Here is a 24,593-nt window from a genome sequence, read left to right as displayed (position 1 = left end):
CCGCTTGCTATCCTAGCGAGCCTTTAACTAACGTGCGTCAGTTAACGAACGATAAGCATGATCTCTTCAGGAGACATTGATTTATCGAAGTAGCTCATGAATAGGCCAAAGGCTTGAATGTCGCCATTCGAGAACTTAAACGCGCCAGACTGCATGTTGGTACCAATCACTTGTTGAGCATTTGGACCAGCCATCAAGATTTGGTTCAATACTTGACGAGAAGTGTTGATTTGAACATCAGCGCCTTCTAGTGCTGTTTCATGAAGCTGTGCAATGCCGTTACGAACTTCGATAGTGAATGATTCATTCGTATCAGAGAAGTTGTACGTTAGCGCAGTGTTCACATCTAGCGTGTTTTCTGCAATTAGCGTCGACGTCATCATATCGAAGATTTGCTTACTTGGTAGGGCAGTTAGTACGTCTACAGAAGCAAAGCTGATCATGTTAGAGAAATCACGAGTACCTTCTAGTTCAGCTGCAGCATTCAATGCCCAGTTGCGCCAGTTGATGTTCACTTGATCAGCAGACCATGCTTTGTAAGCTTGTGCTTTCAGTAAGCGTGCTTCCATGTCATCTTTGTTTACCGTGATTGGGTAAGAAAGAATCTCTGCTGCAAAGGTGTAGTTCTCTGCTTTCATCGCCGCTTTTGCTGTGTCGATGATGTTGTCACGACCGCCCATGATTTCTACGAAAGCTTTAGCACGCTGCTCATAAGCCATTGGCTCTAGTTGCCACGGATCGGCTTCGAAGAAACCGTTGTAGCCTACGTAAATTTGGCGAACAGCGTGTGCAACGGTACCGTAGTGCTCACCTAACCAAGGGTGGTCGGCAAGGTGTTTAGGTAGCTTAACGACTTCAACAAGCTCGTCAGGTGTTAGACCCTTGTTCATGTGACGAATCGTTTGGTCATGCGTGTATTGAATCGCATCGCGATAAGCGGTTAGTACATCTGCTACCGCTTCTTTACCTTCAACAGGACGACCATGAGAGTTGATCATGATCTCTGTATCGAATTGACGCATTACGTCGATGCCTTTGAACCACATGCTCGGATCGCGGAACTTAGTACCACGAATCGTGTGTAAGTTCGGGAAGTTTTCACCTTGTAGAACCTCTGCTGCGTGCAGAATTTTCTGTTCAGGTAGGTAAACCACGACTTCATCTTTAGTTTCAGACGGTACGTTCACGATTTGCATACGTACGCCAGAGATAGTGATGTCTAGCGTAGCATTTGCTTCAATAAGTGTGTTTGGTTCGATGAAAGAGATATCGCCTTGCATGAAACGTGGACCAAGACCATCGTTTACTGTGCCGTGTTCACCTTCTTCAACGTGTTTCGCGCCAGTGTAAGAGGTGCGGTGACCAAATAGCGTACCTAGGTTTGAAGACCAGTTTGCTACTGCTTCAGTTAGGCCTTCTTGAGCGATGATCTTAACTTCACCAGAAGCTACTTTCTCATCGGTTGTCCATGCACGAACACCAGAGATGTGGTCAATGTGGTTGTGAGAGTAAATAATCGCAGTGACAGGTTTATCGGTAATCTGGCGGAATTGCGCTTTTGCTGCTTCTGCCATTTGAACAGATTCGCCTGGATCGACAATGATGATACCGTCATCGCCTTCAATCATGACAGGAGTATCTAGGCCGAAACCGTAAGCTAAATAAACATTGTCATCGACTTGGATAACCGCTTGGTCCATTTTACGACCGTGTTTCGTTAGCGTTGGATGTACGTGATCAGATTCTTCAGTGTACGCTAATGTGTCGCCTGTTTTTGAAAGGACTTTGATACGTTCGCCCTTTCCCCAAAATAGGTTTGATTCATGTTCGAACAAAACATCGCTTTTGTAGCGCGCGTTCAAATCGATGTTTTGGTATTGAGCTGCTGAACTTGTTTGCAACTCTTGACCTACTTTTGAAGTCGCTTCTACCACTGGGGTCGCTGAGGCAAAACCAGAGACGAATAAAGCGCTCGCGATAGCAACAGGAAGTGCCATTTTTTTGAATGTGTTAGTCATGAATTGACCTTATATTTGGATACAGGAATTAGATTTCTTGGTTGGAATGATAGAGGGGAGAGAGTGGCGTATCTACGCGATAAATCGATTTCGATTTATCGTTTTAACGATGATTATTAGCTTGGTAAATCGTATTATCGATTTTTGTGATCTAACTCAAATTATGTGATTTAAATATTTTGATACAAAAATGCCCCGATAGTCGGGGCATTTCTTGTTATATAAGTGACTGGTAATCAAACTTTTTTCTAGAGCTAGAGCTAGAGCTAGAGCTAGAGCTAGAGCTAGAGCTAAAGTCATAGCTAGCTTCTGTTTAAGTTTATGGCGCCATCATTGTCACAATGCCTACCAAGCGCCTAGGTATGATTTGTACGATTGTAGGCGAACGGTCGCTGCACCAATTACGTCAATGAATCCCCAAAATGGATGTGGCTTCTCAGCTGAAATCCAAGCTGCGCCTGCTGCACCAATTGGAATGTTGTAGCCTTCTGGTTCAAAGATTTCTAATACAATCGTACGACCTAAACCATTGCCGTTTTGAACGACGTGTTGGCCAACACTTTGTGGTCCTTGTAGTGGTGAAATGCTTGATTCACCTGTACCTGCATTAAAGCTGTGTACTTTTGCTCGGAACACGTGGCCTGGGTATGCATCAACGAAAAACTCGGCAAAATCACCTACTTGAACATATCCGTAAGTTTGGTCAGAAATACGCATCTCTAAGAATTTTTTGCTGGTGTTGTACAGGTGCATATTACCCATGACAGAACCTTCAGCAATATTCACTATCGATACTTGGCCATCAAATTCAGCTCTAATGGTCTTCTTCTCTTGTGCCCAGTTGACTTTTTGAAGGTCAGCTTTTAATGATGTAAGTTCGGCATGCAGTACTCGAAGATCGGAGTCGTACTTTTCTACGTCACGCATATTGAAGATTTCAGGTGACGTTTCAGCACGCTCTAAGTCGCGATTCATTTGCTTGATCTCTTCTTCTTTCTGAACAATTGAAGATTCGATCTTTGCTTTGTCTGCGGCAGAGTCAATGTCGACGAGTGTGTAAATTACGTCGCCTTCCTTAACCATTTGGTTATGGTCTACAAACACTTCATCAATCTGTTGGCCAAAGATAGGAGACATTACCGCGTGTGGCGCTTTTACGGTGGTCGAATTGGTCATATCTACGGGAGCCCATAGGCGAGAGACGATAGCCAAAAGACCAAGAATGACAACACCGCCAATGGCAGCCCATGTGTAGTTTTTAATGCTCTTCTTTAATGCGCCTGTTGCGAATAGTGACCATACAATCAGAACATATGGGATCATCATTTCTTTCATTATGCGGCCTCTTTTCCAGTGATAGTGTGTTCAGGAATCGCTTTGTTGACTGGCGGTTGATCGTTTGGTGTTGCGTCCTTAGGTTGAACACCACGGCGGATCACATCACTAATGGATTGACCAATGTGTTTCCAGTTTGCAAGGGCGATAACTAGAGCGATAACCCAGAAGGTCTTACTGATGAACAGACCACAAAGAGAGAGTGCGAATACAATTTGAACGTGAGCACTTTTGTGTTCTTTCGCTTTATGCACACCGAGTTCGTGGATTTGCCACATACCATATATTGCAGCGAGCACAACAGCCATTGTCACGGAAAATAGGTAGCCCGAAAAAAATTCAGTCTGGAAGAACGTCATCATCATTTCGTTCGGGTGGTTATTGAACTGAGAAAGATCGATGTCTTTTGAGTGGATTTTACCCATTGGAGCCAGTGCCCAAGCACCAGCGAGCATGAGTGCCATGAATAGACAGAACTTGACGAGAACCATCACGACAGCCCCAACTTTCTGCAGAACAATTTTAAAGAGTTTCATATCTCAACCTATAGAAATAAGGAGAGAGAAAGTGGAGTCTGAGTTCAAGGTTTCTAAATAACATCTGGAAAAATGATGAATATCAAATGAGCAATACTGCTTACTGAAATCAAAAGTATAAGATGACACTTAAAAATCGATTTGCCCAAATAGACAACGCAATCTCGCGAATTCAGGGTTAATAACACCCGGAGAAATCAATCTTAAAGTAACGTTAACCAATGTGATGTTCGCTGCTGCATTGGGTTTAAGGCCGTCGTCCGTGATGTTTGCAACACCATTATCTACACATTTTCAGGTTTTTTGTTTAAGGTAAGAATTGATTTGTTGGCGGAATGATAAGAAGTGTCACTGATGCTATCTACCCAATATTACGATATTACAATATCGTAATTACGATGATTGGCAGGTTTGGTCGGTTAATTAAATGGTTTATTTGAATAGGCTCAAACTAGGGGGGGAAGTATTGATAATAAAATTGGCTTGGATCATGGAAGTGGCCAGAAAAGCATCAGGAAACTGGTCAAAAAAATATAAAAAACTTTGACCAGTTTATAGATGTTATTTGAATGGGTTCATTGTGACGGGAGCCACGAAGAACTTTAAGTTCCAATCGGGTGAGTATGGAATGTATTCCGATGGATTAGCTGTCCCTACGTTCGCATCAGGCTTCATGACGTAGTATTGAAGTTCAACACCCCAACGAACAGGCATAGGTCCAACTTTGAACATATCGATGTAACCAAGGCCTACTGGTACGGTAAAACGGTCAGACCCATCTTTTTCCCAATCAACTTGAATATTTGGTGTCATACCAATTAGTGCGGTGTTGTTCAGTCGGTAGTTTAGAAAGTACTGAATATCCGCTTGGTTTGTTGATTCGGTTACGCTATCGCTGCCACCTACATCCCACCATTGTTGTGCTAAGAAGCCCACGTTCCAGCTTTCAATGCTTGTTGGTGCACCTGTTTCTTTACCTAAGCGAGCCACCATCGCTGCTGGACCAACTTGCCATTTGTCTTGAGTTAACCCATCGGTACCGGTTGGCATAATAACGGTAGGACCTACACCCCAGATCCAGCCATCGTCGCGGTTGGGAGCTGCAAGGGATAAGAACACTGTATCACCCATACCGTTTGTGCGACCTTGAAAGAAATCACCATCTTCACGATCGCCGGGTGCGCTGTAATGGTTAGCCACTAGGCGGTTCACCAAGTTCCATTCACCATCCATAATTGGCACTGGCATAACGGGTTGGAAGCTGAAGCGGTTTTGCATTTCATGATGACCATCTTCTTTCTCGAGGAAGGTATAGTCATTTTGAGTGATTAACATCCAAACATCAGATACTGGGTTAGCCGATTTTTTTGCGGCTTCTTGAACTGACAACTGTTTTGTTTCAGCAAGTGTACTTCCTGAGTAAGCCACTGCCATTCCACTGAGAATTAGTGAAAGTAATGTTTTATTTTTCATTTGAATACTATTGGTCGTTTTAATTGCTTGCCATTGTAGTGTTCAAAATTTGGATGTATATATACCGTACGGGAACACAGTGTCACGTTAAATGAGACAATAGAATAGACTGCTGCTGAAGGTATGCTTGAATATACTGAAATGTTCGTTTTGATTTTGAAGCGGAGCATGATGCTTTTATTGAGTGGTGTTGTTACGTATCACTAGAGATAACGGTGCTTGCGGGTCATGTCTTCCTAATAGAGGTGGCAAAGAAAAATAGTGAATCTCATCCCATTTATTTCTCTGTTCGATCCTTTATCTGACATCGATAGTTTTATTCTATCGTTTTTACGATAAAATAATATCACTTATCGCCTATTGAGCACTGAATCATGAGTAATGATATTCCGAACTTTAACTTACTCGCTGTGTTTTCTGCGGTGATGGAGCAGGGCAGTTTGAGTAAAGCTGCTGATCATTTGAATACCAATCAATCGACGATAAGTACTGCTTTAGGACGATTGAAGAACGAAATTGGGCAAGAGTTGTTTGTACGCAGTGGAAGGGGCGTAGTGCCTACCGCTTATTCTCAGAGCTTGTATGAGCAAGTCAAGATACCTATACAAGAGCTCAATGGTGTGTTCCAAGGAATGACATCGTTCGATGAAAGCACTACCGAACGTAAATTTGTGGTTTCAGCTCCTGAGCACTTGCAATGGTTGTTACTCAATCGTTTTGCTCAACTGCCAAATCAAGGGATCTCCTTAGAGGTCTATGATCAACCGGTTACCGATGATCAAGTTCATGAAGATCTGTTAACTCAAAAATTTGATGCGATGATCGATATCGTGTTGCCTGAACACCCAAGCACTGTCAGTGAGAAGTTATACGATGGTGAGTTTGTGATTGTCTGCCGTAGTGGACATCCCAGAATTAAAGGCGAGATCACTGAGGCTCAGTATTTGAGTGAAAAGCATGCGGTTCTAGATCGAACCCGTCGTCAGTTGAGAAGCCTAAGCCATTACACTTCATTGGATTTGTCGCCGCGTAAGATTGTTTTTCATGGGAGTTCTTTGTTTAGTAACTTATTACTGTGCAGTCAATCTGATTACATCACGGTTGTACCACTTTCGATGGCAATCCAATTTCAAGAACGCCTAGATTTGCAGTTGTTCAAGCCGCCTTTTGATTACCAACCCATCACTCACTACCTAATCTGGCTGAAAAAACAAAATCACGACCCTGCACATAAGTGGTTTAGAGAAGAAATCATTAATACCTCTGACGAAATGTCTAAGGTGTTACATAATCGAAGGTTGGCTTTCTAAGCTGCACGCGCACGCGTTTTTGAAAACGAGAATAGATGAAAACTAAGGAGGCTTCGGTCTCCTTTTTTTATGTTATGAGCTGTGTTGCCAAAACATTTTGTCAAAGTTGATTCGCCTTTCTATTGAACTCATTTTTATTTACTTGTTTTTTACTCATTAGAGAACATCAATAATAAGCTAGTTAGGTAACAAGCTAGATAGGTTTGATAACAAAACGTTATCACAATGAGAATTTATGATAATTTCAATTGCTTCACATTCGCCCGTATATTAGTCCCAAGAGATAAACGGATGACCTCCGTTCAGAATTACATCGGCCCACGGGCTAATAAGGGCGAAATATGAAATTCCTACACACAATGATTCGAGTTGCTGATTTAGATCAGTCTATTGAGTTCTACACCAAAGTATTGGGAATGAAAGAACTTGAACGTCATGACAATAACGATTACCGCTACACATTGGTTTTTGTTGGTTATGAGCAAGGCGGTACGACTATCGAATTAACGCACAACTGGGATACCGATGAATATGAAATGGGCAACGCTTTTGGCCATTTAGCATTGGGTGTGGAAGATATTTACGCAGCATGTGGCAAAATTAAATCCTTGGGCGGCAACGTGACTCGCGAAGCAGGCCCTGTGAAAGGTGGTTCAACGCACATCGCTTTTATCACTGACCCAGACGGCTACCAAATCGAACTGATTCAACTAGGTTAATCGAGGAAATGACAATGACAAACGCACTATTTCAACCCATTCAACTGGGTAATATCGAGCTTAAAAACCGTATTGTTATGCCTCCGATGACTCGTTCTCGCGCAACGCAACCTGGTAATTCAGCAAACGAAATGATGGCGGCTTACTACGCTCAACGCGCTTCTGCTGGTTTGATTGTGGCAGAAGGCACACAGATTTCTTCAATGGGTCAAGGCTACGCTTGGACGCCTGGTATTTATTCAGATGAGCAAATTGCAGGTTGGAAAAAAGTAACCGACGCGGTACATGAAAAAGGCGGTGTTATCTTTGCGCAGCTTTGGCATGTTGGCCGTGTTACACACCCAGATAATATCGGTGGTGAGCAACCAATTTCGTCTTCTGCATTGAAAGCGGAAAACGTCAAAGTATTCATCGATAACGGCACAGATGAGCCGGGTTTTGTTGATGTGGTTGAACCTCGTGAGATGACTAAAGAAGACATCAAAGTAGTAGTTGAGCAATATCGCCAAGCGGCTTTAAACGCAATAGAAGCCGGTTTTGATGGTATTGAACTTCACGCCGCGAATGGCTACCTGATCAACCAGTTTATTGATTCTGAAGCAAACAATCGCACCGATGAATACGGTGGTTCAACTGAAAATCGCTTACGTTTCTTAGGTGAAGTGGTTGAAGCGATGGTGGAGGCAATTGGCGCTGACCGTGTTGGTGTTCGTCTTGCACCGTTCACATCATTGAATGGCACGGTTGACGCGACGCCTGTTGAAACTTACACAGCGGCAGCGGCGCTACTTAACCTATACAAAATTGTTTACCTGCATATTGCAGAAGTCGATTGGGACGATGCGCCTGAAACACCAAAATCATTTAAGGCTGCCGTTCGTGCAGCTTATGAAGGTGTGCTGATTTATGCAGGTAAATACGATAGCGAGCGCGGAGAAAAAGCGGTTATTGAAGGCGTAACCGATATGGTTGGTTTTGGCCGCCCATTCGTTGCTAACCCTGATTTACCCGCTCGTATTCAAAATGGTTACCCGCTTGCTCCGCATGATCCAAACACCTTGTTTGGTGGCGCTGAAAAAGGCTTAACCGATTACCCAGAATACGCAGGCTAAAAACAGCTGCCTGAAACAGAGTATTGAGATAGTATCTTGATCCTGTTGAATGTTTATAAAAAGCAACCTTGCAGAGTCAGGTTGCTTTTTTTGTTATTGGATCGAGTGAAAATGATGAACGTAAAAGCGATGCGTGGCGAGCTTTACCTGTTGTGTGCAACTTTACTGGCTGGGGTTGGGTGGATAGCATCTAAGCTGGTGGTATTGGAAATGCCAGGGCCAGTGTTTATCGGTGTACGATTCTTTGTCGCGAGCCTGATTCTATTGCCATTCTGTCTTCATCATATTCGTAAGCTCTCTTTTAAGCAGATTCTGTCTCTTTGTGGTGTTGGATTATTGCTGTCTGCTTCATTGCAAGTATGGGTGTTTGCGGTATCGGTGACGGAAAGTTTGTCGGAAGGAGCGTTTATCATGAGCTTAGCCATGATCATCGCGCCGTTTGTTTCTTGGATTATATTTCGAGTTAAACCTAATCGCGCCTTCTGGATGTCATTTCCAATTGCGATTCTCGGTATGTTACTGCTGACCCTAACTAACGGCTGGCACGTTGAGCAGAGTCAGATCTATTTCCTATTAGCATCGATGTTGCTCTCGGTTCACTTTGTCATGAATAAGCGTGTGATTACTAACATCAAACCTATAGCTTCAATCTGCGTGCAGCTTTTTGTGGTGGGTGTTAGTGGGTTAGCGTTTGCTTCGATGACCACTCAACCAGAGTTTGAAATAAATCAAACCTTAATATTCTGGTTTATCGTCTCAGCGGTTGTCGCGACATCGATCCGTTACTTATTGCAAACGGTGGGTCAACATTCCGTGAATATGGAAGTGGCAGCGCTGATCATGATCCTTGAGCCTATTTGGACGCTGTTACTGAGTGTGAGTATGCTCGGGGAAAGTGTTGAAATACAGAAACTGTTGGGCGGCGCTGTGATCATTGCCTCGCTCTTTTGTTACATCAAATGGTCGAGAAAAAAATAAAACCCTCGCTGCTGAGGCGAGGGCTTCGTTTCTGTTTTCTGTTGGTAGCCCGGAGCTGACAAGCCTTTAGCTTTAGCGTGAATTTGCTAGATAGCTGCGACCAATTTCTTTAGTAAGCTGATCATTTGTTGTTGCTCTTGTGGGTCAAGCGCACTCACCAGTTCTTTGTTTAATTTCATCGGGATCGGTATTAGCGTTTCTTGAAGCGCCTTGCCTTTCTCTGTGAGATAGATTCTAAAGGAGCGACGGCTGTTTGGATCGGCTCTGCGCTCAACTAGCTCAAGCTTCTCCAATTTGTCTAAGGTGCGCGTCGTCGTAGAGTTTTCTACTTTAGACTTCGCGGCAATATCACGCTGCGTAATGCCTTCTTCTTCCCATAGGCACATCAATGTTGGCCACAATGCGATGGTTAGGCCGTGTTTCTTCAACTCTAGGTCGAAATCTTTGCTCGCTTTGTTGGCGATGACATTGATCATCCATCCAAAGCTATTTTGTCTATCAAATTCTTCTGACATCTGTTTGCACCTAATTCTTACGATGACATTACAACTGTTGTCATCGTAACTAATATGAATGCTGTTAGCATCAACAACGTTTTTCTATTTAAGGGAAGTGGTGACTAACGACCATTTTTGGAATGTCGTTCTGATAAGGATTGACATTATGTCTTAGTCGCCCATTACCGTCTCTTAGCTAAATACTGTGGTTTCGTAAGTTCGTTTGGGCAAACATTATTTTTCAGGAGCCAGCTTAGGATGAGTGTTAGTCGTTGATGGTGACTTTGGTAATAACGATATCTTCACATGGCACATCTTCGTGTCCCCAGCGAATGGTCGTTGGGGCAGCAGCAATTTTATTTACTACATCCATTCCCGCCGAGACTTTACCAAATACCGTGTAACCCCAACCTGCGTTTGTGGTAGAGGTGTGGTCTAGGAAGTCGTTGTCATCAAGGTTGATAAAGAACTGTGCTGTCGCTGAATGTGGTGCGTCAGTACGTGCCATTGCTACTGAACCAATAACATTTTTCAAGCCACGGTTAGCTTCGTTGACAATAGGGGCACGTGTTGGCTTTTCTGTCATGTCGATAGTGTGCCCACCACCTTGGATCATGAAACCTTTGATAACACGGTGAAACGTGGTGCCTTCATAAAAGCCATCTTGGCAGTATTTAAGAAAGTTTTTAGCGCTTACCGGCGCTTTTTCGAGGTTAAGTTCAATTTCGATGTCGCCAAAGTTCGTGGTCAGAATGATCATAAAGGTGCCCAATATTTGAGTGCTAATATTTTGAATGTTATAGCGTAGTGGATGACTTGATAGGGTGCAGTATATGAGAAATGAGGGTGGATGCCAGTCAACAATCGTTCTGAGTGTTGGCGTGAGTATAAGTGGTGAGAGGAATGAGCGGTTTTTCAAGATGTATAGGCAAGAAAGCCAGCGATAAAATCACTGGCTTTGAGCTATTTAAACATGTCAGACATTTAAACTCGTCAGATAGTCAAAATAGATGAGCGGTTGCTAAAGTGTCAGTAAGTATTTGACTAGCTGGTTGTACTCTTCATAACTGGTGATGGTGTCTGGCTTGACAATGTACTTGTTATTTACGAGTACGCCTGGAACGCCAGTTAGTGTGCTGGCATCAAATTGCTTATCAAAACGTTTCTGCATTGAATTAACGGCAAAGCCGTTGTACGCGGCATCAAACTTCTTCGCATCGATTCCGTTATCAATGAAGACTTGGCGTAATTCTGCCTCGTTTTTTGGTGTCTGTTTCATCTCGTGAATTTGAGTGAACATTGCTGGAATCATGCTTTCTTCAGTGTCGAGTGCAATCATGGTCGCATAAGCTTTCGCCATAGGGACTGCCATGTCGTTACCCATAAATGCAACGTGTACTTTCTGGAAGTTAGCTGATTCTGGTAAGTCTTCTTTCAGGTATTTAATTACGCCTTCAAACTTGTAGCAATGAGGGCAGTAAAACGAGAAAAACTCAGTCACGACGGGCTTGTCGGCTTTTGCTACATCAAGGATCTTATAGTGAGTGCCTTCTTCAAATTGAGCAGCATTAATTGAAGCGCTCATGATCAGAGCTGCGAATAGGCTAAATAGCTTTTTCATGTGTTTATTTCCTAAATTTGGATGTCATTGTTTACAGCGATAGGGCTGTTTTTATCGTGGTGGCAAGTATTGCCAAATAGAGACAAGCGATTAAGAAATAGGGGGGCGATATGGCGCTTGAGGTGCAACAATCGCTTTGTGCGAAGGTTCTCTCTCGATCAAAGCTAAAGATCCACTTTGAGTATCGAAGGACTCCGACACAATCAATGGTGGCATTTTTAGCAAACAGACCGAACCACAACAATGGTGTTCAACATTGGGTTGGGCACTTGAATAAGGTGTTGAGATGCTATTTGAGGACATTGATAGATTTTGAGTAACCTGCATAGCATTGGCGTTCGCTATGTTATCCACACTTATGGTGGCCATTAACATAGCGAATAGCATGAAAGCGTGTACCCAAATTTTTCTGATCAATTTTGGCATGAATTCTTGGTCTTGGTAAACGAGCTAGGGCTTATATAAAGTTCCGCGTCGAACAATTAACTAGAGAGCCACAAATGATACATCAGCCTAGTGTGCATCTCTAATCAAACTCAGTAAAACTTATTTAAACTCAAACTTTCATTCCGCTTCATACTGTTTGAGGAACATCTCGACACTGGATTTTATAATTACTTGTTTCTGCTGCTTATCTGGAGAGGGAGTATGACCTATGATCTGCGGCCAGAACGCAAAAGACTTGAGTAGAGCAATGAACTGAGTGGATGCAAATAGTGGGTCTAATTCAACCAAACGGTCGTCAGCCAACGCAGCTTTGATCCAAACCGTTAAACCGCTCTCGGCCTGAGAGTATTTTTCCATGGCCTGATGTGCGAGCTCTGCATTATGAAAATACTCAGAAAATAACACTCGAGATAAGTCGATAAAACCTTCGGATTCTAAAAGCTCAAGCTCTTGATTGGCAATCGAAGCGAGTTGTTCAGCAAGTGGTTGTTCCGTTTGATATGGGAAGTGGGTCGCCGTGAGCGTTTTGGCCCAAATGCTGTCTAGTATCTCGTCCAATAACAGTTCTTTACTCGCAAAGTGATTGTAAACCGTGCGCTTAGACACTTCTGCTCGGCTTGAAATTTTATCCATACTGGTGGCTTTATAGCCGCGCTCGGTAAATTCTGCGATAGCAGCAGCAACGATCGATTCACGTTTCTTTTGGCTCAGAGTTTTTCTTACAGTCATTTGATACTACTCAGTAGGTCGCGGTTAGCATTGCATGCGGCAATTTTACACCAATAAGTTTACTTTTAGAATGCTAGTCAGTTTCCTGTTCGAATACCAATCAGTTTTTTGTTCGGGTACCAATCAATGTCATTTTTGAATCCTCATCGATTTACTGCTAGCTTGGTTGTTCTCAATGGATAGTCGTTGATAGTACCCGATTCGCTTTGCAATGCGCTGTGGGTGTCATAGAATCGAAGGCGTATTAAATTTTATTGATATTTACGGAAGAGAATTAATAGTCAATGAGTAGTATTTTAGAGTGTATTCGTACTGTTGGACGAGGTGAAAGGGGGCGCAAGCCTTTGTCGTTCGAACAAGCCTATCGCATCATGGATGAGTATTTAAGCGGTGAAGTCGGAGACGACCAAATGGCTATGCTACTGATGTTAATTCGTGTGCAGAATGAAACTAATGAAGAAATTGCAGGCTTTGTAAAAGCGTTTCAATCTCGAGTGCCGGATTTGGGCGCAGATATTGATTGGCCGTGTTATGCCGGAAAACGCAATGATACGGCGAGTGGTAAACCGTGGAATTTGTTGGCAGCAAAAATATTAGCAGACGATGGCTACAAAGTGTTGATGCATGGCTATATGGATAAGCCAAGTGGTCGCACGCACGCAGAGACTCATTTAGATCTTGTGGGTGTTCGCCTTGCTGCAGACCCACAAGACGCGAAACAAATCCTTGAAGCCGATGGTATTGCCTATTTACCTTTGGCGAACTTTGCACCTGAAGCTCAGACTATGATTGGCTGGAAACATCGTTACGGTTTACGTACCCCGATTAATACCGTGGTTCGAGCGCTAAATCCTGGTGGTGGGCGTTTGGGGTTACGTGGTAGTTTTCACCCAGGTTTCCCGCAGTTGCATGCGGAAGTTGAGCAGTTCATTGGTAACAAGTCCCACTCAGTGATTTCATTTAAAGGTATGAATGGTGAGTCGGAATACAACCCGAAAGTAAGCCAAACCGTGTGGATGAGTTCTCCTGAAAAAGTAGAGTCATTCTACTGGGAAGGAACCATGAATACGGAGCTTCCTCTTCCTAAGGAGTGTGTATTAGGCACGCCAGAAGATGAAATGGAGTTGATGGCGAATAGTGTCGTTGACAGCATGACTGCGATTTTATTCGCAGAAACGCACGACAAGGCTGAAGCTTATGCAAAGGCTCTGCGTTTATGGGAAGCGTATTGTGCTCGCTAGCAGACAGCTAACGACATGAAATGAGAGAAGGTCAGCGATTGCTGGCCTTTTTTGTGTCTATTTTTTGTTACTGGCCTTTTCTGCCAATGATCAAATGCTATCAATGATCAAACAACATAAAGGTTACTTCACTCGCATCAAACGGTGCATCTTGTCTTCAAATTTAATCTCAATGACTTGTGAGATTTTCATCTTCTCAACTCGTTCAAGCATCTCGGTTTGATACGCTCGTTTCTTCATCCACTCTAACGGCTCTTTAAAGCTGTCTTCATTAATCACAAACGATTGATCGGTAATCGAGTCTTCAAAGATGTGCACAACCCAGATACGTGATTGGAAATCCAATAACTCACTAAAGTAGCTTGTCAGTTTAAATATATAGCTAGATAAATAAGTTTGAGGTGAACGTTGCGAAGTCATAGCGGGCCGTATTTGGACATTGAAAAGCGATAAGGCCGTTTGTTTATCTGGGTCTATCGCTTATCGATTAAAACAGGTAATCATTGTCAATGTGATTACCTACCGAAAGCTGGTCACAAAATACGGCATTCATGCGTCATTAACAATATTTGCTAGATAATTACAAGGCTTGGCGTCTAATAACAAGTCTTGGTAACTGGTCAATACCGACATGAGTAACAAGTCACTATTTCATGAACAAGCCGAAGTCGATCTCTTGCTCTCTATGATATTTAACAAGCTTAACTTTTAGGTTGTGCTTAGCGGCAAGATCAATAGCTAGGCTCGACATGCGTTTAATCTCATCCACACAGCTAGATATAAGTGGTTTTTCTTCATTATCAACAATAGCAATAAGTGTATTTTCCGTTCCATCGTTGCCTGAATAAATATACGCGTACATGTTGTTGTCGTGTTGCATAAATTACCTGAATCTGACTTTTTCGTTTTTTGTGCCGTGAAGATTACAGGGTTTATCTATCTAGGCTAGTACGGCTAAGTAAGCCTAAGCAAGGGAAAGTAAGGCTTTGTAAGCGCACTGTTTTTTCTTTTTTCGATGACGTAAAAGTGCTCGCAAGCCTTTTGAAACCTGGTTTTTTCTTCTTGGTAGGTTTTACCTATCAATAAAATTGTTGAAATCCATTTAGTAAAATCAAGATTTTAGACAACAATTAACTTAACAAGATAGAGAAAGACATAATGAAAAGTCTTTAGGGAGAACGCAATGAATTCAATAAAAGTGAAAGATTATATGACGCCGCGGGTTGTCACATTTACACCCGATATGGCGTTAAGTCTAGCGCTAGACAAAGTGATGCGTAGTCATCATATGGGGGGGCCTGTAATTGACGAGAATGAGCAAGTTATCGGTTTTCTTTCGGAGCAAGATTTACTAGAGAAATTGGTTAAGGTTAGCTATTTCTGCCAGGACACGCATGTTGTGGGTGATTGCATGTACCAAGAAGTGCTATCGGTATCGCCTGAGTTATCCATTATTGAACTGGCGGATATGATGCAAGTTGGAAAACCAAAAGCTTACCCAGTGATCGATAACAAAAAGTTGGTGGGTATTATCACCAGGACCGATGTTTTGAGAGCAATTGGCAAGAACTTAGATGAATGCTTCAAACATCAGGTATAGTAGCGTGTTAAGAACGATTGTTCTTCTCAATACCCTACAATTAGAAAAGGCGCACTAGCGCCTTTTTTCTTTTTAGAGCTTTTCTTCGTAGAGTTTGTCTTTGTAGATCTTTTTTAGAAGGTCTAAAACTTATGGAGATTTAGCTTGTGATGTTTCAGTTTTTGGAGGTTTCATGTCAAATCAAACTGCAAAGTTTGTAGAAGGTTCAACGATGCGCCACATATTGGTGATGTCGGGAGCAGGCTCTGTAGGTTTGATGGCCTTATTTGTTGTCGATTTACTCGATATGTTGTTCATCAGTATGTTAGGGCAAGTTGAACTGGCAGCTGCAGTGGGCTTTGCTGGGACGCTGACTTTCTTTTCGACTTCCGTCTCGATAGGTACTTCTATTGCAATGGGCGCTCTGGTTTCAAAAGCAATTGGTTCCAAAGATAAGGATCAAGCTCGAAACCTCAGCACCAGTATTATGTTAACCGCGTTTGTTATTAGCTCGACGATCACTGCGGTGATGTTTGCGTATATTCCTGAGTTGCTGGCTGCGATTGGTGCAAAAGGTTTGGCCGCTGAACGTGCTCAAGCTTATCTACAAATTCTATTACCTAGTGGGCCATTTTTAGCGTTGGCGATGGCGGCAGGTGCAGGTTTAAGAGCCGCGGGTGATGCAAAGCGTTCAATGTGGGCGACATTGTCGGGTGGTATCGTCAATGCGATATTAGATCCTCTCTTTATTTTTGGCTTTGGGTGGAACATCGAAGGGGCGGCGATTGCTTCTGTTGTCGCTCGTTTCTCTGTACTTTTCTTCTCTCTTTATCCTTTAATTCGCAGTCATCAGCTCGTTGCACCTCCCTCTTTGGTGCAGTGGCGTATTAACCTTCGTCCTATTCTAGCCATTGCCATTCCTGCGATTATCACCAATACAGCAACACCGATCGGTAATGCGATTGTGACGACGGGTATCGCACAATACGGTGAGGATTTTGTCGCGGGCTTTGCCGTGATTGGTCGGCTAACGCCGGTTTGCTTTGCGGTTATTTTTGCCTTGTCTGGCGCTGTAGGCCCAATCATTGGTCAGAACTTTGGTGCTGAACGTATGGACCGAGTTAAAGAAACCTTGAACAACTCTTTGTTGGTTACTACGGTTTATACCATTGCGGTTTGTATTCTTTTGTACTTTGTCCAAGACTACGTGATCCAAGGTTTTAGTCTCAAAGGGGATGCGGCCACCCTTGTTGCTGCTTTTTGTACTTATGTTGCTTTGACTTTCACGTTTAACGGCGCGTTATTTGTAGCGAATACTTCTTTTAATAATCTAGGCAAGCCACTTTATTCTACCGCTCTAAACTTGGGTAAAGCGACACTGGGTACTCTGCCATTCGTATATTTAGGCTCGCAATGGTATGGCGCGCTGGGTGTACTTTATGGACAAGCTTTTGGTAATGTTTTGTTTGGATTATTGGGAATCTTGGTACTTCGTTATCATATTGCCGAAATGATGCAAGGCGCAGAAGTTGACCATGGCGAAGAGGACGTATCTATTGTGAGTTTGAATACACAACCTTTCTGTTCTCATGATGCGGTTTTGATTGATGATGTGTCTGCAAATAGAGAAGAGTGCGCTGAAGTTAAACCGCGATAGCACAACTACTTTATTAAAAAATTGGATTGTTTGGTTTTTTCTTCTTGACCTTGGAGTTACCTCCAAGGTTTATACTTCTGATGAACTTAAGGTTTTTTGCTGTCATTGGTCAGCAGCAACCTCAAGGCTTTTGAGTATTAAGGAGATACATTATGTGCGCAAAACACGCAGCGTGCCGTTCTACAAAAGTGGACGTTCAACCGCAAGCGACTGGGGCGACCTGTTCTAGTCCTAAAATTACCAGTATTACAGCCGCAAGCTCTTCATCAACATGCTGTAGTTCTACGACGGCTTCTGCCCCAGCAGATGATTGTTGTGGTTCAGACAGTGGAGAAGAAGACCGGCTGCCCTTAACTGAACCTCTTAACGCCCAATTTTCAAAAAGTTGGTTGGTCTCGGGAATGGACTGTCCAGCTTGTGCTCGAAAAATAGAAAAAGCGGTCAGTAACATCAAAGGTGTTATTGAAGCTAAAGTGTTATTCGCTACCGAAAAACTTGTTGTTAAATTCGATAGTGAAAACCTTGCTGAAACGATCGAACAAGTCTCTATCAAAACAGGCTTCCCTTTGACGGAAGTGGGTTCCAAGAAACAAAAACAAGAACCAGAGACTTTTTGGCAAGCTTACATTCAACCGAATTGGCAAATTCTAGCGATTGCAGTCTCCATGTTAATCGCCGCCTTACTCAAAGGTTCACAGCCTCAACTGAGCGAAGGCTTATTTGTTGCTACCTGTTTACTTGGGCTTTATCCCGTCGCCAGAAAAGCGGTTTTACTTGCTCGTTCAGGGACGCCTTTTGCGATAGAAACACTAATGAGTGTTGCAGCACTGGGTGCTTTGTATCTTGGTGAAACCGCAGAAGCAGCCATGGTTTTACTGTTGTTTTTGATTGGTGAACGCTTAGAAGCTTTTGCCTCATCAAGAGCAAGAAGTGGTGTTCAAGCGTTAATGGCACTCGTCCCTGAGAATGCGACCAAGATTATTAACGGCGAACGTGTTGAAGTTGAAGTTTGCGATCTTGTCCCTGGCGATGTCATCGAAGTTGCAGCAGGTTCTCGTTTGCCCGCTGATGGCCAGCTCATCACCGATTCCGCAAGTTTTGATGAGAGTGCTTTAACGGGCGAATCTATCCCAGTTGAGCATATCGAAGGCAATAGCATTATGGCAGGCGCCGTGGTTGTCGATAAAGTTGTGCGCATTGCGATAACGTCTAAACAGGGCGAAAACGCGATTGACCGTATTCTTCACCTGATTGAAGAGGCAGAGTCACGTAAAGCACCTCTAGAACGCTTCCTAGATAAATTCAGCCGTTGGTACACACCGTTAATGATGTTCGTTGCATTGTTAGTGATTATTACGCCACCGTTGTTGTTTGCCCAACCTTGGGAAACATGGGTATATCGTGGTTTGGCCTTACTATTGATTGCGTGTCCTTGTGCTTTGGTTATCTCAACGCCAGCAGCCATTACCTCTGGTTTAGCTGCAGCGGCAAAACGTGGTGCTTTAATCAAAGGCGGCGCCGCGCTAGAGCAGCTTGGTAAAATTCAAACGATTGCTTTCGATAAGACGGGTACATTAACTGAAGGTAAGCCTCAGGTTACGGATATTCAGGCTCTATCTGGGTGGCAGAAAGAGGCGATGCTACGTGTAGTCGGTGCTATTGAAGTTGGCTCTACGCATCCATTGGCTCAATCGCTAGTGGCGAAAGTAAAAGAACTGAATGTTGAGATCCCAGAATCGCACAATAAGAAAGCATTGATCGGCAGTGGCGTTGAAGGCGATGTCGACGGAATTAAGTATCAGGTTCTATCGCCTTCTAAGGTGACGTTCGATCTTGGTGCCGATGTTGTTTCTCAGGTTGAGGCATTAGAAGGCGAGGGCAAGACGGTTGTGATTGCTCTTGAGTTTAAAGATCAAGATGAATCAACCGAGCAAGCTGCGACTGTGATTGGTCTGATTGCTTGGCAAGACACGTTACGTAGTGACGCTAAGCTTGCGATTGAACGACTTAATGACTTGGGAATTCAATCTATCATGCTTACTGGGGATAACCCGCGAAGCGCGGCAGCGATCAGCAGCAAGATTGGTATGCAGTATAAGGCAAGTCTACTTCCAAGCGATAAAGTGACTTACGTTGAACAGTTATCTAAACAATCACATGTGGCGATGGTGGGAGATGGCATCAATGACGCGCCAGCGATGAAAACCGCTAATGTGGGTATAGCAATGGGCGGTGGTACAGATGTGGCGTTGGAAACGGCAGACTCTGCACTGACTCACAATCGCTTAACGGAATTGCCAGCGATGATTGAGTTGTCGCAAGCGACTATGAATAATATTCGCCAAAACGTCGCACTCGCACTCGGTTTGAAAGGTGTGTTCTTAGTGACGAGCTTGTTTGGAATTACAGGCTTGTGGGTAGCTGTATTAGCGGATAGTGGCGCGACGGCATTGGTGACATTGAACGCATTGCGTCTGCTTCGATTCAAATCTAAAGCCGATTAAATTCAGTTTACTGATATCGAATGCTCTTCTTATAAAAGCGCCTTTAGCGGTAATACGTTAAAGGCGCTTTTTGTCTCATTAGTATGCAACGTAGGCGTATGGATTGCTTATTTTTGTGATGCCAATCGGTTTTTCGTGAAACTTGAAAACTTGTTGCGATCATTGGTGTGACGCTCGTCACTTCATTTTGTAATGAGCTTGGTTAGAGTGTGTTCGTACCCCACGAATTTACTATGAGCTTAAATAAGGGTTAACAAAGCCCAATAAGCCAAAAGGAGCGAACTATGTCTCAAGCTGTTTTCCATTTAGGTGTTACTGAAGCAGATCTTAACGGTGCTACTCTTGCGATCATTCCTGGTGATCCTGCTCGTGTGCAAAAAATTGCCGAAGAGATGGAGAATCCTGTATTTCTTGCTAGTCACCGTGAATACACGCTTTACCGCGCAGAGTTAGACGGCAAGCCAGTTGTTGTATGTTCAACAGGTATCGGCGGCCCATCTACTTCTATTGCAGTTGAAGAGCTTGCTCAACTTGGTGTTCGTACTTTCCTTCGTGTTGGTACTACTGGTGCTATCCAACCACACGTAAACGTGGGTGACATGATCGTTTCTACAGGTTCTGTTCGTCTAGACGGCGCTAGCCTGCACTTTGCTCCAATGGAGTTCCCAGCGGTAGCTGACTTCGAAGTAGCAACTGCAATGAAAGCGGCAGTTGACGAATCAGGTGCAACAGTTCACATGGGCGTAACGGCATCAAGTGATACGTTCTATCCAGGTCAAGAGCGTTACGATACGTTCTCGGGCCGCGTTGTTAAGCGTTTCCAAGGTTCTATGCAAGAATGGCAAGACATGGGCGTTCTAAACTTCGAAATGGAATCTGCAACGCTATTAACTATGTGTGCAAGTTCTGGTCTGAAAGCAGGTTGTGTTGCTGGTGTAATCATCAACCGTACTCAAAAAGAGACGCCTGATCACGAAACGCTAAAAGTAACAGAAGCTCGTTCAATCAAAGTGGTTGTAGAAGCTGCTCGTAAAATGCTTTAAGTCTGTTTCCAAGATTTAAAAATGGCCGCATCGAATGATGCGGCCATTTTTTATGAGGCAAAGAAATTAAAGGCATAGATAGTTGAAAGATGAAAATAGAGCAAAACAGACGAATAGCTGGAGAAAAAAAGGCGAGTGACTCAATAGTCATTCGCCTTTTTAGATTTACTTAAGAGCGTTCAGCTCTCAAGAGTCTATTTATTTTTAGCACTCTAAATCTTCATCACCACCGGCGGCGGTAAACCATGCCGCTAGGTGTGTTTTAAGATCTTTTAATTCGTCAGGGCCAATCAATGCAAGGCCAAGATCTTCTGCTCGTGTGATGTCGTTATGACGAAGAGGACGGAAGCTCACTAACATGGCACGTGCTTGTAGGCCACCCAGCAGGTCTCTAAGCGATTCCAGTTTGTACAAGGTATCATCGCCATCATCACGCATACCTTTGGTCTTACATTCGATGATATGCAGCTTATTGTTCACTACAGAGGCAACATCAAGCTCATTACGAACCTCACGTTCACCTAATTGGCGATATACCTGAACATTCAAAGAGCGATCTTGAATGGTCGGCATGTCATCTTGGATTTGTTTAACTGTGCTGTGAACCAAAGTCTCTAGCCATTCACCGTTTGAGAAGCGTCGTGCGTCTTCATTGGCAAACGTCAAAATACCATTGTCATAAGTGGCAATCTTAGCTTCCACCAAATCGCTCAACAGCATGTTTAGTTCGCGATAACCTTGTTGCTTCTCAGACAACCCTACATCAAGCCTCTGTTCTTTACGGCAGGTCGTTGCAAGGTAGTTCAATGTAGCAAGGCCTGGGCCGAGTTCTAGTGCATTACTTGCCCAGCGTTCACCCAGTTCATAAAGCTTCTGATCAAGTTGCGGAGACAACTGTACATCGCTGAATTCACCGCGAGCGCCGAACACAGTCAGGTAGTCGTCGATAGTGATGCGGTCTTGAACTTGTGCATCTTCTTTACCATTCGGGTAAAGCCAGCACAGCTTGTCACTGTTTGGTTCAACAACAAAGATTGGCCAGTGGTAAGTACGAAATACTTCGTAGACAGAAAGTAGGCGGTGACGAAGGCCACAACTTGCGTTGAGTTTCACTTCTTCTCCACGAGCTTTGAGGTCTTCGGCAAGGTTTTGGATAGATTCTTTAATCGCGGACGTATTTACGAGGGTTGGGATCTCGAAAAATTCACTCGTAATGTCGCGTTTTTGCAAAACGCTGTCTAAGCGTTGGTAAATACTGACTTGATTCTTGTCACCGATGAACACGATATGAGTGCTGATCGTTCGGTTATCGAGTAGTGGGGTGATCAAGCGAATGGGATCTTGATCGATAATGCCAACATGAACAGCCATATAAATTCCTTAATAGCGGCTCGCTCATAAAGGTGAAAGAAAAAAACGGGAAGCAGCAAGCCTTAATAATCATATAATGACAAAGATCATAAAAAACAAGGGCAACCCTTGATAAAAGTTGCCCTTGTTCAAATAGTTACCACTATTGGGTAATAAGTCCCAATATTCGCACTAAATATCTATCAATGTCTCAGCTATCTATAGCTTGAACTGATGAACCAAATCACCTTGCTGGTTTGCGAGAATTGTTAGGTTTTGGCTTGCCTCCGCAATTGAAGACATCGCTTGGTAACTCTTATCAGCGATGTGGTTGATGTCTTCGATATTACGCGCGATATCACCAGAAGTTTCACTCTGCTCAGCGGCTGCTTGAGAGATGTGCGTACTCATGTGACTGATCTCTAGAATCAAGGCTTGGATCTCTTCCATCGCACTGTTGGCACTTGAAGCTTGTTGAACCGACATGTCCATATCGCTCATACAACTTTCAATCACGTTGCTTGCTGTTTTAGAGCTTGATTGCAGGTTGCTGATCATGGTCTCGATTTCAGACGTTGATTGAGTGGTCTTCTGTGCAAGCACTCGAACTTCATCGGCAACCACTGCAAAACCACGACCTTGCTCACCGGCACGCGCCGCTTCGATTGCCGCGTTGAGTGCAAGTAGGTTGGTTTGTTCAGCAATACCACGGATAACATCTAGGATGGAGCCAATCTGGCTACTCATTTGTTGCAACTCACCTACAGCGCCAACAGATTCAGTAAGGCGAACCTCGAGCTGGTTAATGGTACTGATGTTGGTGTTCATTATCTGACGACCAGACTCAGAAGCCGATTCTACTTGTTGAACCATGGTTAGTGAGCTTTGCGCGCTGTTCGCCACTTCTTGTACAGAATGAGACATTTCTGTCATCGCAGTCGCAACAGTTGCCGTTTGCTCACGTTGGCTGTTCAGTTGAGCTTGGGTCTCTGTAGAGGTTTTCTGGTTTACGCTTGCGGTCTTAGTTAAGTCATCGGAAGCGTCATTCAGTTTCACCAGAATATTGCGTAGGTTGTCGGCTAAGGTGTTGATGTGGCGGCTCACACGGCTGAATTCGTTATCATAACGAATGTCGATACGTTGAGTCATATCGCCTTCAGTTAGTCCTTCCAGTGTACCTAGAATGCGAGTTAACGGCTCTCTTACGCTATGTGCAATATGGTAACCAATTGCTGCAGCGAATACGGTGACAACAATACCAATGGCAATCGCATTGAACAGACCTTTATCGTAGATGCTGCTTGCGTCTTCAAGTGAAGCGTTTAATTGCTCTTCTGCGGTGACATTGAATGAATCAAGTACCGCCATCGCTTGGTCAATTTCAACCGCTAAGTTAGCAATGTTGATGTACAGAGCTTGTTTCGCTTTCAAGTAGTTGTTGTGCTTGTCCAACACACCGCCTTTTTGACCAACGTCTTTGGTGAATTTCTGAACCGATTCATCAAAGACATTTTTAAGAGCTGGCAGTTGCGTGGATAGGCCGCGATAAGCGTAATTAAGGTGAGTAACGGCCTTTTTATTTTGGTTTACTGCTTTTTGTACGAATGCCACATCAGAACTTGCTAATGCATCTGAAGTGATCACTTCAGCGTCTTGCAGTTTAATGAAGTAGCTTTTCGCCATTACTTTTACGGAGATGCTTTTTTGGTCGGCAACGTACTCTTTCATACCAACAGTCAACTCTGAATGCAGACGTTGAAAGTCGCGCGATGCTTTTTGTACCTGTTCTTGTGCTTCGAACATCGCAACGTAATTGTCCATCGCTTCATCGGCTTCGGCGAAGTAACGCTGTTCCATGGCTCTTAACTGGGCAATTCGCTCGATGAGCGTGGCGTTGTTCTGACTTGCACCTTCTAAGCTACCGAGTACTTCAGAAAAAGAGTTTTGTGATGCTGTAAACTCTGTGCGCATTGCAGACATGCGTTCAGCGTTTTGTGTGGTTAAGTAATCTTTGAATGATTTATCAGCAGAAAGCAATTGAACACTTGTTTGATTTGAAAGCGCAACAAGTGGTAGTGAGGTTTCTGAAACACTCTCAAAATTGCTATGTATCTGATTCATGCTGTTCATCATGATGGTTATCGTGACTGCGAACATGATGATGATCAGTGCGAAACCAGCGTACATACGCTTGATCACAGATCCCTTCATGGCTTTCTCCCTAAATAAAATGCGACCTAATGTCAGGTCAAAGTAAAACTAACAAAATTGTCAGCATTCTATTGAGCTCGACTTACGCATTTTATGACGCACACGTCAAAAATAACCCTCAGTTATAATCAACATGCCATTCTTGAGAGCTAAGGCTCGTTTTCTTTGATTTGAACGGTGTTTTTTATTATGCTTTAAAGCGGATTTATTGTGGTTTGTTGCGGCATAGCGCA

Annotated in this window: 22 protein-coding genes; 9 read left to right on the top strand and 13 right to left on the bottom strand. The window is 43.5% G+C overall.

The window, feature by feature from the left end; genetic code table 11:
* Nucleotides 1-41: 41 nt before the first annotated feature.
* The 4 genes from OCV36_RS10730 to OCV36_RS10715 form a co-directional block, all read right to left on the bottom strand.
* Nucleotides 42-2,018, bottom strand: coding sequence for an alkyl sulfatase dimerization domain-containing protein (locus tag OCV36_RS10730; RefSeq protein WP_017073893.1), 1,977 nt, complete (start codon nt 2,016-2,018; stop codon nt 42-44).
* Between the two features lie 345 nt (nt 2,019-2,363).
* A complete protein-coding gene (locus OCV36_RS10725; protein ID WP_102552574.1) occupies nt 2,364-3,353 on the bottom strand; it encodes an efflux RND transporter periplasmic adaptor subunit in 990 nt (329 codons plus the stop codon).
* Nucleotides 3,353-3,889, bottom strand: a complete 537-nt coding sequence (locus tag OCV36_RS10720) for a magnesium transporter (RefSeq protein WP_135456660.1) — start codon at nt 3,887-3,889, stop codon at nt 3,353-3,355. The genes OCV36_RS10725 and OCV36_RS10720 overlap by 1 nt, the downstream gene beginning before the upstream one ends.
* A gap of 561 nt (nt 3,890-4,450) precedes the next feature.
* Complete coding sequence (locus OCV36_RS10715) at nt 4,451-5,362, bottom strand: hypothetical protein (protein WP_135456658.1); 912 nt, start codon at nt 5,360-5,362, stop codon at nt 4,451-4,453.
* A 374-nt stretch (nt 5,363-5,736) separates the two neighbouring features.
* Between OCV36_RS10715 and OCV36_RS10710 the strand changes: the two genes are divergently transcribed.
* From OCV36_RS10710 to OCV36_RS10695, 4 genes are all read left to right on the top strand, one after another.
* Nucleotides 5,737-6,672 carry a LysR family transcriptional regulator gene (locus tag OCV36_RS10710; RefSeq protein ID WP_017073889.1) on the top strand — a complete coding sequence of 312 codons (936 nt, stop codon included), beginning with the start codon at nt 5,737-5,739 and terminating at the stop codon, nt 6,670-6,672.
* A gap of 341 nt (nt 6,673-7,013) precedes the next feature.
* On the top strand, nt 7,014-7,391 hold the full coding sequence (gene gloA / locus OCV36_RS10705) for a lactoylglutathione lyase (protein ID WP_135456656.1): 378 nt from the start codon (nt 7,014-7,016) through the stop codon (nt 7,389-7,391).
* Between the two features lie 14 nt (nt 7,392-7,405).
* Nucleotides 7,406-8,503, top strand: a complete 1,098-nt coding sequence (locus OCV36_RS10700; protein WP_135456654.1) for an alkene reductase — start codon at nt 7,406-7,408, stop codon at nt 8,501-8,503.
* Between the two features lie 111 nt (nt 8,504-8,614).
* Nucleotides 8,615-9,481, top strand: a complete 867-nt coding sequence (locus OCV36_RS10695) for a DMT family transporter (protein ID WP_135456652.1) — start codon at nt 8,615-8,617, stop codon at nt 9,479-9,481.
* Between the two features lie 86 nt (nt 9,482-9,567).
* Here OCV36_RS10695 and OCV36_RS10690 read toward each other — a convergent pair whose 3' ends face one another.
* From OCV36_RS10690 to OCV36_RS10675, 5 genes are all read right to left on the bottom strand, one after another.
* Entirely contained in the window at nt 9,568-9,996 is a 429-nt protein-coding gene (locus tag OCV36_RS10690; RefSeq protein WP_135456650.1) for a MarR family winged helix-turn-helix transcriptional regulator, read from the bottom strand.
* Between the two features lie 247 nt (nt 9,997-10,243).
* Nucleotides 10,244-10,738, bottom strand: coding sequence for a peptidylprolyl isomerase (locus OCV36_RS10685; RefSeq protein ID WP_135456648.1), 495 nt, complete (start codon nt 10,736-10,738; stop codon nt 10,244-10,246).
* A 261-nt stretch (nt 10,739-10,999) separates the two neighbouring features.
* Nucleotides 11,000-11,599: a thiol:disulfide interchange protein DsbA/DsbL gene (locus OCV36_RS10680; protein WP_135456646.1), complete on the bottom strand. Its 600-nt coding sequence runs from the start codon at nt 11,597-11,599 to the stop codon at nt 11,000-11,002.
* A 90-nt stretch (nt 11,600-11,689) separates the two neighbouring features.
* The gene (locus OCV36_RS25470; RefSeq protein ID WP_017073883.1) at nt 11,690-12,025 is read right to left on the bottom strand and encodes a hypothetical protein; all 336 of its coding nucleotides are present in this window, start codon (nt 12,023-12,025) and stop codon (nt 11,690-11,692) included.
* A 138-nt stretch (nt 12,026-12,163) separates the two neighbouring features.
* On the bottom strand, nt 12,164-12,775 hold the full coding sequence (locus OCV36_RS10675) for a TetR/AcrR family transcriptional regulator (RefSeq protein WP_017073882.1): 612 nt from the start codon (nt 12,773-12,775) through the stop codon (nt 12,164-12,166).
* A 284-nt stretch (nt 12,776-13,059) separates the two neighbouring features.
* Here OCV36_RS10675 and OCV36_RS10670 point away from each other — a divergent pair, with 284 nt between their 5' ends.
* Nucleotides 13,060-14,016 (top strand): glycosyl transferase family protein, encoded by a 957-nt coding sequence (locus OCV36_RS10670; protein ID WP_135456644.1) that lies wholly within the window; start codon nt 13,060-13,062, stop codon nt 14,014-14,016.
* 123 nt (nt 14,017-14,139) lie between these two features.
* On the opposite strand, the gene OCV36_RS10665 is transcribed toward OCV36_RS10670, so the two are convergent.
* Entirely contained in the window at nt 14,140-14,436 is a 297-nt protein-coding gene (locus OCV36_RS10665; protein WP_135456642.1) for a hypothetical protein, read from the bottom strand.
* Nucleotides 14,437-14,662: 226 nt separating this feature from the next.
* Nucleotides 14,663-14,896, bottom strand: a complete 234-nt coding sequence (locus OCV36_RS10660; RefSeq protein ID WP_017073880.1) for a hypothetical protein — start codon at nt 14,894-14,896, stop codon at nt 14,663-14,665.
* Nucleotides 14,897-15,199: 303 nt separating this feature from the next.
* On the opposite strand from OCV36_RS10660, the gene OCV36_RS10655 reads away from it, so the two are divergent.
* The 4 genes from OCV36_RS10655 (at nt 15,200) to udp (ending at nt 20,799) form a co-directional block, all read left to right on the top strand.
* Entirely contained in the window at nt 15,200-15,616 is a 417-nt protein-coding gene (locus tag OCV36_RS10655; RefSeq protein WP_017073879.1) for a CBS domain-containing protein, read from the top strand.
* Nucleotides 15,617-15,788: 172 nt separating this feature from the next.
* On the top strand, nt 15,789-17,252 hold the full coding sequence (locus OCV36_RS10650; protein WP_135456640.1) for an MATE family efflux transporter: 1,464 nt from the start codon (nt 15,789-15,791) through the stop codon (nt 17,250-17,252).
* 152 nt (nt 17,253-17,404) lie between these two features.
* Nucleotides 17,405-19,756, top strand: coding sequence for a zinc/cadmium/mercury/lead-transporting ATPase (locus tag OCV36_RS10645; protein ID WP_135456638.1), 2,352 nt, complete (start codon nt 17,405-17,407; stop codon nt 19,754-19,756).
* Between the two features lie 284 nt (nt 19,757-20,040).
* Nucleotides 20,041-20,799, top strand: coding sequence for a uridine phosphorylase (udp, locus tag OCV36_RS10640; protein WP_004736272.1), 759 nt, complete (start codon nt 20,041-20,043; stop codon nt 20,797-20,799).
* Between the two features lie 204 nt (nt 20,800-21,003).
* On the opposite strand, the gene OCV36_RS10635 is transcribed toward udp, so the two are convergent.
* The gene (locus OCV36_RS10635) at nt 21,004-22,170 is read right to left on the bottom strand and encodes a DUF1887 family protein (protein ID WP_004736271.1); all 1,167 of its coding nucleotides are present in this window, start codon (nt 22,168-22,170) and stop codon (nt 21,004-21,006) included.
* A gap of 198 nt (nt 22,171-22,368) precedes the next feature.
* Complete coding sequence (locus OCV36_RS10630; RefSeq protein WP_135456636.1) at nt 22,369-24,360, bottom strand: methyl-accepting chemotaxis protein; 1,992 nt, start codon at nt 24,358-24,360, stop codon at nt 22,369-22,371.
* Nucleotides 24,361-24,593: the final 233 nt, after the last annotated feature.

It is taken from the genome of Vibrio echinoideorum (assembly GCF_024347455.1).
GTDB lineage: Bacteria > Pseudomonadota > Gammaproteobacteria > Enterobacterales > Vibrionaceae > Vibrio > Vibrio echinoideorum.
The sequence above is the reverse complement of the archived record's forward strand: the minus strand, read 5'-3'. Positions and strand labels throughout refer to the sequence as shown.

Excerpts from the sequence above, each read along its gene's own strand:
- OCV36_RS10730 (WP_017073893.1), bottom strand. The coding sequence starts at position 2,018 with ATGACTAACACATTCAAAAAAATGGCACTTCCTGTTGCTATCGCGAGC.
- OCV36_RS10725 (WP_102552574.1), bottom strand. The coding sequence starts at position 3,353 with ATGAAAGAAATGATGATCCCATATGTTCTGATTGTATGGTCACTATTC.
- OCV36_RS10720 (WP_135456660.1), bottom strand. The coding sequence starts at position 3,889 with ATGAAACTCTTTAAAATTGTTCTGCAGAAAGTTGGGGCTGTCGTGATG.
- OCV36_RS10715 (WP_135456658.1), bottom strand. The coding sequence starts at position 5,362 with ATGAAAAATAAAACATTACTTTCACTAATTCTCAGTGGAATGGCAGTG.
- OCV36_RS10710 (WP_017073889.1), top strand. The coding sequence starts at position 5,737 with ATGAGTAATGATATTCCGAACTTTAACTTACTCGCTGTGTTTTCTGCG.
- gloA (WP_135456656.1), top strand. The coding sequence starts at position 7,014 with ATGAAATTCCTACACACAATGATTCGAGTTGCTGATTTAGATCAGTCT.
- OCV36_RS10700 (WP_135456654.1), top strand. The coding sequence starts at position 7,406 with ATGACAAACGCACTATTTCAACCCATTCAACTGGGTAATATCGAGCTT.
- OCV36_RS10695 (WP_135456652.1), top strand. The coding sequence starts at position 8,615 with ATGATGAACGTAAAAGCGATGCGTGGCGAGCTTTACCTGTTGTGTGCA.
- OCV36_RS10690 (WP_135456650.1), bottom strand. The coding sequence starts at position 9,996 with ATGTCAGAAGAATTTGATAGACAAAATAGCTTTGGATGGATGATCAAT.
- OCV36_RS10685 (WP_135456648.1), bottom strand. The coding sequence starts at position 10,738 with ATGATCATTCTGACCACGAACTTTGGCGACATCGAAATTGAACTTAAC.
- OCV36_RS10680 (WP_135456646.1), bottom strand. The coding sequence starts at position 11,599 with ATGAAAAAGCTATTTAGCCTATTCGCAGCTCTGATCATGAGCGCTTCA.
- OCV36_RS25470 (WP_017073883.1), bottom strand. The coding sequence starts at position 12,025 with ATGCCAAAATTGATCAGAAAAATTTGGGTACACGCTTTCATGCTATTC.
- OCV36_RS10675 (WP_017073882.1), bottom strand. The coding sequence starts at position 12,775 with ATGACTGTAAGAAAAACTCTGAGCCAAAAGAAACGTGAATCGATCGTT.
- OCV36_RS10670 (WP_135456644.1), top strand. The coding sequence starts at position 13,060 with ATGAGTAGTATTTTAGAGTGTATTCGTACTGTTGGACGAGGTGAAAGG.
- OCV36_RS10665 (WP_135456642.1), bottom strand. The coding sequence starts at position 14,436 with ATGACTTCGCAACGTTCACCTCAAACTTATTTATCTAGCTATATATTT.
- OCV36_RS10660 (WP_017073880.1), bottom strand. The coding sequence starts at position 14,896 with ATGCAACACGACAACAACATGTACGCGTATATTTATTCAGGCAACGAT.
- OCV36_RS10655 (WP_017073879.1), top strand. The coding sequence starts at position 15,200 with ATGAATTCAATAAAAGTGAAAGATTATATGACGCCGCGGGTTGTCACA.
- OCV36_RS10650 (WP_135456640.1), top strand. The coding sequence starts at position 15,789 with ATGTCAAATCAAACTGCAAAGTTTGTAGAAGGTTCAACGATGCGCCAC.
- OCV36_RS10645 (WP_135456638.1), top strand. The coding sequence starts at position 17,405 with ATGTGCGCAAAACACGCAGCGTGCCGTTCTACAAAAGTGGACGTTCAA.
- udp (WP_004736272.1), top strand. The coding sequence starts at position 20,041 with ATGTCTCAAGCTGTTTTCCATTTAGGTGTTACTGAAGCAGATCTTAAC.
- OCV36_RS10635 (WP_004736271.1), bottom strand. The coding sequence starts at position 22,170 with ATGGCTGTTCATGTTGGCATTATCGATCAAGATCCCATTCGCTTGATC.
- OCV36_RS10630 (WP_135456636.1), bottom strand. The coding sequence starts at position 24,360 with ATGAAGGGATCTGTGATCAAGCGTATGTACGCTGGTTTCGCACTGATC.